We start from the raw sequence: 7,840 nt of genomic DNA, 5'->3' as shown, positions 1-7,840 counted from the left end.
GACCTGCACACGGCGTGGGGCGACCAGGCCGTCGGCTTCAGCTGATCCGGCCTAGCCGAACAGACCCAGGATCGGCGCACCGAGCGCGCCAGCCACTGCGCGAGGGCGGCGAGCGGGGGTCGAGGCCCGCGGCCGATCGCACGGATGGTGCTAAATTGGTGCTATGTCGAATCTGAATCTGCGGCTACCCGACGACCTGCACACCGCCGCCGCGGCTGAAGCCGACGCGGCGCACATGTCGCTCAACAGTGTGATTTGCGATGCCCTGCGGGACTGGGTCGCCTTGCGTGCGCTCAGCCGCAAGGAGGATGCCATTCTGGATCGCGTCATGAACGAGGATGCGGATCTGCTCGCGCTGATCCGGGGAATCGAGTAGTGCGTCCAGAAGCGCTGATCAAATGCAACCAGCGAGTCACCGAGGGGAGCGGTGCGATTCGTGATCTGGGGCTGGTCGCCGCAGCCGCGACGCGAGCGGACCAGATCGTGCTGGGTCGCGAGGCGTACCCGACTCCGGAGCTGAAGGCCGCGGCGGTCTTCCAATCGGTCATCCGTGATCAGCCATTCACCGAGGGCAACAAGATGACGGCGTGGGTTGCCGTTCGTCTGCTCCTCGGATGCTATGGACTTGTCCCGGGTATCAAGCCCACCGATGTGGTCGCGCTGATCGACGCCGTCGCGACGGAACGCACCGAGGTTGCCTGGATCGCGACCCAGTTCGCGGTCCGTCCGCACGTCGCGCCTGCGTCGTCGACTGCCTGATCGCCCTCCGACCAGGCGGTTTTGCTAGCGGAGACACCAAGGGGCCGCTGCCGGATGTCCGGTGGCGACCCCTCGGTGTGGATCAGACGTCGGTGGAGAAGCGGATACCGCCGTCGGGGATCCGTCTCGAATTGAGCCTAATGGGGGAGTAGGTCGGGAAGTGGAGGGCAAGTCAGGATCGGCGCGCGGCATCGGCCAGACCGTCGGGTGCGTTCGTCCGGGCGACCGGGCCCAAGTCGACCGGCATGTGTTCGAAACCGTGCAGGGTGAACAGGTTTCGGCGGGTCGGTGCCTCGCGCAGGCGCAGGCCGGGGTAGCGGGTGTAGAGGGCGCGTAGGGCGTGGACGGCTTCCATGCGGGCCAGGCTGGCGCCGAGGCAGGCGTGGATGCCGCTGCTGAAGGCCACGTGTTCCCGCAGGTTCGGTCGGTCGATGTCGAAGCGGTGGGGGTCGGGGAAGACCGCGGGGTCGCGGTTGGCGCCTGCCAGCGACAGGATGACGGTGGCGCCCTCGCGGATCGTGACGCCGTCGATCTCGACGTCCTCGAGCGCCTGGCGCGCGGTGGTCTGCACCGGCGGATCGAAGCGCAGGGTCTCCTCCACCACATCGGACCAGCGGTCGGGATCGGCCTGGGCGATCGCGAGCTGGTCCGGATTGGCCGACAGCGCCGCGATCGCATTACCGATCAGGTTGACCGTCGTCTCGAAACCCGCGCCCATCAGCAGGCTCGCGCCCGCCTGCAATTCGCGCAGGTCGAGATCGCCCGAGCTCACCAGGGTCGACAGGATGTCCTCGCCGGGTTCCCGGCGCAGCATCTCGATGTGCGCCGCCAGGTACCCGTCCATCGACTCGATCGCGGCCATCGCGCCACGGAAGGTGCGCCACGAGGTACCGATGTCGAGCAGCGGCGTCACCTGGTCACCCCAGCGCAGGAACAGTTCCCGGTCGGAGGCGGGGAAGCCGAGCATCTCGGCGATGATCGCGATCGGCACCCTGGCCGCGAAATCGGTGATCAGGTCGACCGATCCGTGCGCGGGCATCGCGTCGAGCAGTTCGGCGGTGACCACCTCCACCCGATCGCGCAGCCGGGCGATGGCGCGCGGGGTGAACGCCGAGGACACCGGCTTGCGCATCCTGGTGTGCTCGGGCGGGTCGAGGACCAGCATCGACGGCGGCTCGACCGGATTCGGCGGCACCGTCACCCGCTCGGCGAGCTTGCGCCACGGTCCAGGCAGCTCGCCGCCGAGCGCCTGCCGCACGCCGAATCGGCTGTCGCGCAGGATGGCCCGCACCTGCGGATGGTCGAAGGCGGCGTAGGACAGCGGCGTCCGGAGCAGACCGCCGGGCGCGCGCAGTTCGTCGATCAGCGGGTAGGGGTCGTGCAGTCCGCGCTGTCCGCTGAGCAGGACGGCGAACGGGTCACCCCGCCGGACCTGCCAGCGCAGGATCGCCCGCGGCGCTCCGTGCTCGGCCGACCACCGCAACCAGTACTGCGCAATCATCGCCACCCCTGCCGCTCTGCCGAAGGTTTCCTCCACGGTACGGACTTCCCGAGCAGCGCGGAACGTGTTCCAGTCGGAGATCGACCTATACCTGGGTAGGAGACCCGGCGGGGGTCAGCGCCGGACCGTCACCCGCTCGGTGGCGGCCCGGTGCTCGACGGCGGCCGGATCGGGATTGACGACCTGCACCAGCGAGGCACCGGCGAACAACACCGCGACATATCCGTCGATCAGTTCTTGCACCGTCTCCCACGGCGAGCTGGACAGCACCCGATCACCTGCGGAGATATCCTGCAACGCGGCAGATTTCCGCGCCTCCGCGAGCACCTCGCCGACCGAGAGCCCGTCGAGCGCGGCCCGGAATCCACCGGGCAGGAACTGGTCGCCGTGCACGCGCACCGCGGTCGCGAAATCGGTGACGCCGACCGGCAGGTCACGCACGGGCGTGCCCATGGCGTCCAGCGACAGCACCGCTACCTCGTCGACACCGTCGGCGTCGTCGAGCCGGTCGGGGGTGACCAGCGCGAGGTCGGCGTCGGGATCGGGCGTGAGCACCACTTCGGTGCCCGCCCACCAGCAGCCCAGCAGCACCGCGGCGGTCTGCCAGTGCGCGGGCAGCAGCACCGCGACCCTGGCGCCGGGGCTGAGCGCGAACTCGTCACGGATCAGGTTGGCCGTCTTGGCGGCCCAGTTGGCCAGCGTCAGGCCGGACAGTTCGATGCGGGCGCCGGTGGCGTCGTCGTACCAGGTGACGCGCGGACCGGCGGGGTCGCGTTCGAGAATCGGGTCGAGGAGGGCGTCGGTGAGGGTCGAGTTCGGCTCAACCATGGGTCAGTTCACGCATTTCGGTCCGTTCTGGCCTGCATCGATCGGCGGGGCTGGCGGTACTGGCGTCGCGGTCGCCGAGGATGTTCCGTCGAAATCGAACATGCCTGCCGCGGCCGAGCCCGGACCAGAGTAGTCGCTCGCCAGCACCACGCTCACGGTATCCGCCGACAGTGACGGATCCGCGACCACGGTGAGACCGCCGAGTGCCTCGGCCACCGCGGCGGCCTTCGGGTTCTCGGCGTCGGCGGCGAGCACCCGGCTCGAACTCACGCTGCCACCTGTGTAATTGCCCACCAGACCCTCGCGGAAACCCTTGCCCGTCAACGCCGCCGACACCTTGGCGGCGAGCCCGGCGGTGCCGCCCGCGTTGAACACGCTCACCGACACCGTCGACAGGTCGACCTCCGGCTTGTCGTTCGACTCCTTCTTCTCTCCGACGAGCCCGGCGACGTAGTCCTGCACCGCCTTCGGCTCGACCCGGACGACCGATTCGCCCGCCGAGGTCATGCTGTTGAGGTCGGCGACCGGGATGGTCTCGAATTCCACCTTGCCGCCGGACAAGTCCTTGAGCTGCTGCAGGAAGGCCAGCACATCCCAGTCCTCGTCGAGCACGACGGTCCGGCCGACCGCCTCGCTGATCTCGCCGAGCTTGCCCGGGTTCGCCAGGACCTTGGCATCGAGCAGCTGCCCGACCAGCTGGGCCATGAACACCTGCTGGCGCACGATCCGGTCGATGTCGCCGCGCTGCAGCCCGTGGCGCTGGCGCACGAAGCTCAACGCCTGCTCACCGTCGAGACGCTGCTTCCCGGCCGGGAAGTCGGCGCCCGACATCCATTCGTCGACCGCGTTGTTCAGGCATACCTCGACACCGCCGACGGCATCGGTGAGCAGCACGAACCCCAGCAGACTCACCTCGGCGTAGTGGTCGACGGTGATGCCGGTGAGCGAGGCCACCGACTTGATCAGCGCCTGCCTGCCTGCCTTCGTCGAATCCCGTTCGGCGTCGGCCTCGGAGCCGCCCTTGGCCAGCAGTTTCGCGCGTTCGGTCTCCTTGGTGGCGCCGTAGGCGGAGTTGATCTTGCCTTTGCCCTGGCCGGGAATGTCGACGTAGGAGTCGCGCGGGATCGAGATCGCGGTGGCCGAGCGGCCGTCGTTGGGCACACGGACCAGCACGATGGTGTCGGTGTTGGTGCCCACCTCGTCGCCCGCGTGCAGCATCTTGCGTTCGGCGGAGGTCAGCGGATTGCCGTGGGCATCGGTACGGCTGTCGACACCGACCAGCAGGATGTCGACCGCGCCGTCGCGGCCGCCGCCGAGGCCGAGCCCGCCGATGCGGTCGATATTGGCGATCAGATTGTCGACACTGCGCCACGCGAATCCGGTGAGGGCAAGTACAAGGACCGCCGCGATCGCCACCATCACCTGCACCGGGCCGACCGCACCGGTCTGCGTGGCGACCGTGGTTGGTCGTGTCGACTCTCGCACTCGTGCATCCTCTCGACGAACTCCGCGCCCGGCTCCGTATCTCCCCCGGCAATCCCGCCATCTCGTACACCTGGGCTCGTCCGCCGCAACCGGCCATCACAGGCTAACCAACAGTTACCACAGTCGAGCCGAACCGCAGGTGTCACGGCGTGCCAGACTGGCCGCGTGCACACCGATTTCCCCGCCCCCGCTCGCTTGATCGTAACCGGAGCGCGCGGGCTGCTGGGGCGAGAGATCCTGCGGCTCGCACCCGATGCCGCGGGCTACGGCCGGGCCGAGCTCGACATCACCGATCGCGCCGCCGTCGATGCGGTCCTCACCCCGGGCGCGGTGCTGATCAACTGCGCGGCCTACACCGCGGTCGATGCCGCCGAGTCCGACCGCGACGCCGCCTTCGCCGCCAATGCCACCGGTCCCGCCGTCCTGGCCGCCGCCTGCGCCGCGGCGGGCGCCCGGCTGATCCACGTGTCCACCGACTACGTCTTCCCCGGCACCGCCGACACTCCCTATGAACCCGGCGACCCCACCGGTCCCGCGACGGTCTACGGGCAGTCGAAGCTGGCGGGTGAGCAGGCTGTGCTCGAGCTCGGCGCCCAGGTCGTGCGTACCGCCTGGGTGTACTCCGGTGTCGAGGGGGATTTCGTCGCGACCATGCGCAGGCTGGAAGCCGAACGCGACACCGTCACGGTCGTAAACGACCAGGTCGGGTCCCCCACCAGCGCCGCCGACCTGGCCGCCGCGCTGCTCGAACTGAGCACCCGCCCCGACGCACCCCGGGTGTTGCACGCCACCAATTCCGGCACCGCCACCTGGTTCGACCTGGCCGTTGCCGTTTTCACCGAGCTCGGCGCCGATCCGGCCCGGGTGCTGCCGTGTGATTCGAGTGCCTTCCCCAGACCCGCACCGCGCCCGCCCTATTCGGTGCTGTCCCCCGCGGCGTGGAACGCGGCGGGCCTCACCCCGCTGCGGCCTTGGCGTTCCGCACTAGCCGACGCACTACAGCGCGTGTCCGACTAGGCTGCGCAGTCGTGAACGCAGCCGATTCCGCGGCCCCTGCGGGCCTTGCCGTCGTCACGGTGACTTATTCACCGGGCGAGCACCTCGAGCACTTCATCACCACCCTGGCCGATGCCACCAGCGAGAAGCCGCAGGTGATCCTGGCCGACAACGGCTCGACCGACGGCGTGCCCGAGCTCGTCGCCGAGGCCAACTCGCACGTGCGGCTGCTGCGGACCGGCGGCAACATCGGCTACGGCGGCGCCATCAACCGGGCCGTCGCCGAGATCGACCCGTCGATCGAGTTCGTGATCCTGGCCAACCCGGACATCCGCTGGGGCGTCGACTCCATCGACAAGATGCTCGAGGCCGCCGAGCGCTGGCCGCGCGCGGGCGCGTTCGGGCCGATGGTCCGTGAGCCCGACGGCAGCGTCTACCCGTCCGCGCGCCGCGTCCCCGGCCTCGCCGACGGCGCGGGCCACGCGATCCTGGGCGCGATCTGGCCGAAGAACCCCTGGTCGGTGCGCTACCGCCAGGAGAACGAGGAGATCGCCGAGCGGGTGGTCGGCTGGCTGTCCGGCTCGTGCCTGCTGGTGCGCCGGGCCGCGTTCGACACCATCGACGGCTTCGACTCGCGCTACTTCATGTACATGGAGGACGTGGACTTCGGCGACCGCATGGGCAAGGCGGGCTGGCACAATGTGTTCGTCCCCGACGCCGAGGTCACCCACGCCAAGGGCCACGCCGCGGGCAAGCATCCCGAACTGATGCTGCCCGCCCACCACGCCAGCGCCTACCGCTTCCAGGCGGACCGGCATCCACACTGGTGGCAGGCGCCGTTGCGGGGCGCGCTGCGCGCCGGACTTGCGGTCCGCTCCCGGATTGCGGTTCGATCGGCCCTGCGCGAGAAAGCGCGAACCGGCGCCTGAACAGGCACCGGTCCACTGTGAACAGGGGAAACTCGATGGCAGGCAACTCAGGCACCGACGCGGTCATCCTCGTCGGCGGACAGGGCACGCGGCTGCGTCCGCTCACCCTCTCGGCGCCCAAGCCGATGCTGCCGACGGCCGGGCTGCCGTTCCTGACCCACCTGCTGGCCCGCATCGCCGAGGCCGGGATCACCCACGTGGTGCTGGGCACCTCGTTCAAGGCCGAGGTGTTCGAAGAGCACTTCGGTGACGGCTCCGAACTGGGGCTCGAGCTCGAGTACGTCACCGAGACCGAGCCGCTGGGCACCGGTGGCGGTATCCGCAACGTGCTGCCCAGGCTGCGCGCGGACAACGTGATGGTGTTCAACGGCGACGTCCTGGGCGGCACCGACCTGGGCGCGATCCTCGACACCCATGAGTCGACCAACGCCGACGTCACCCTGCACCTGGTCCGGGTCAGCGACCCGCGTGCCTTCGGTTGCGTGCCGACCGACGCCGACGGCCGGGTCACCGCGTTCCTGGAGAAGACCCAGGATCCGCCGACCGACCAGATCAACGCGGGCTGCTATGTGTTCCGCCGCGAGTACATCGAGAAGATCCCGACCGGTCGCCCGGTGTCGGTGGAGCGCGAGGTCTTCCCCGCGCTGCTGGCCGAGGGTGCGCGGGTGCAGGGCCATGTCGACGCCTCCTACTGGCGTGACATGGGTACCCCGGAGGACTTCGTGCGCGGCTCGGCCGACCTGGTCCGGGGGATCGCCGCGACGCCCGCGCTGCCGGGTCAGCGCGGCGAGTCGCTGGTCCATCCCGGTGCAGGGGTGGCGCCGGGCGCGCTGCTCATCGGCGGCACCGTGGTCGGGCGTGGCGCCGAGATCGGTGCGGGCGCGCGACTGGACGGCGCGGTCATCTTCGACGGCGCGGTCGTCGAGGCGGGCGCGACCGTGGAACGCTCCATCGTCGGTTTCGGCGCCCGGATCGGTCCGCGCGCGCTGGTCCGCGACGGCGTGATCGGTGACGGCGCCAATATCGGAGCGCGCTGCGAACTGCTGCGCGGCGCCAGGGTGTGGCCTGGCGTGGAGATCCCCGACGGCGGGATCCGCTTCTCCACCGACGTCTGAGTTAGTTATAGCGCTCATGTACCCGGCTGGGTACGCTGCGACTCGAGAACCCAGGGGAGGGGTGAAGGGCATGGTTCGTCTGCGAAGAGGCGTTGGCGCCGGTCTCAGTGTCGTCTGTTTGGCGGCTGCTCTTATCAGTTGCAACTCCAGCGCTGAGCAAGGGACAGCTCCGACATCCAGTTTGTCGGTGAACGGGCGTGAGCTTGCCAGGGACGTGCCATCGGGGT

8 protein-coding genes are annotated in these 7,840 nt (G+C 69.6%); 5 read left to right on the top strand and 3 right to left on the bottom strand.

Going from position 1 to position 7,840, the window contains the following annotated elements:
• Positions 1-163 precede the first annotated feature (163 nt).
• Positions 164-376, top strand: a complete 213-nt coding sequence (locus tag ACFWPJ_RS18595; protein ID WP_189026565.1) for a toxin-antitoxin system HicB family antitoxin — start codon at positions 164-166, stop codon at positions 374-376.
• Positions 376-759 carry a type II toxin-antitoxin system death-on-curing family toxin gene (locus tag ACFWPJ_RS18590; RefSeq protein WP_378852916.1) on the top strand — a complete coding sequence of 128 codons (384 nt, stop codon included), beginning with the start codon at positions 376-378 and terminating at the stop codon, positions 757-759. Before ACFWPJ_RS18595 ends, ACFWPJ_RS18590 begins: the two co-directional genes overlap by 1 nt.
• A 172-nt stretch (positions 760-931) precedes the next feature.
• On the opposite strand, the gene ACFWPJ_RS18585 is transcribed toward ACFWPJ_RS18590, so the two are convergent.
• From ACFWPJ_RS18585 to ACFWPJ_RS18575, 3 genes are all read right to left on the bottom strand, one after another.
• On the bottom strand, positions 932-2,260 hold the full coding sequence (locus ACFWPJ_RS18585; protein WP_378852914.1) for a cytochrome P450: 1,329 nt from the start codon (positions 2,258-2,260) through the stop codon (positions 932-934).
• Between the two features lie 114 nt (positions 2,261-2,374).
• A complete protein-coding gene (locus ACFWPJ_RS18580; RefSeq protein ID WP_378852912.1) occupies positions 2,375-3,088 on the bottom strand; it encodes a TIGR03089 family protein in 714 nt (237 codons plus the stop codon).
• Positions 3,089-3,091: 3 nt separating this feature from the next.
• Positions 3,092-4,507 (bottom strand): LCP family protein, encoded by a 1,416-nt coding sequence (locus ACFWPJ_RS18575; protein WP_378852918.1) that lies wholly within the window; start codon positions 4,505-4,507, stop codon positions 3,092-3,094.
• Positions 4,508-4,738: 231 nt separating this feature from the next.
• Between ACFWPJ_RS18575 and rfbD the strand changes: the two genes are divergently transcribed.
• The 3 genes from rfbD to ACFWPJ_RS18560 are packed head-to-tail and all read left to right on the top strand — an operon-like array spanning position 4,739 to position 7,613.
• Positions 4,739-5,590, top strand: coding sequence for a dTDP-4-dehydrorhamnose reductase (gene rfbD / locus ACFWPJ_RS18570; protein WP_378852910.1), 852 nt, complete (start codon positions 4,739-4,741; stop codon positions 5,588-5,590).
• 11 nt (positions 5,591-5,601) lie between these two features.
• Complete coding sequence (locus tag ACFWPJ_RS18565) at positions 5,602-6,498, top strand: glycosyltransferase family 2 protein (protein WP_378852908.1); 897 nt, start codon at positions 5,602-5,604, stop codon at positions 6,496-6,498.
• A gap of 35 nt (positions 6,499-6,533) precedes the next feature.
• Entirely contained in the window at positions 6,534-7,613 is a 1,080-nt protein-coding gene (locus ACFWPJ_RS18560; protein ID WP_378852906.1) for a sugar phosphate nucleotidyltransferase, read from the top strand.
• Positions 7,614-7,840: the final 227 nt, after the last annotated feature.

Source organism: Nocardia sp. NPDC058497 (assembly GCF_042720195.1).
GTDB lineage: Bacteria > Actinomycetota > Actinomycetes > Mycobacteriales > Mycobacteriaceae > Nocardia.
This window is presented reverse-complemented; position numbering and strand designations above follow the sequence as displayed.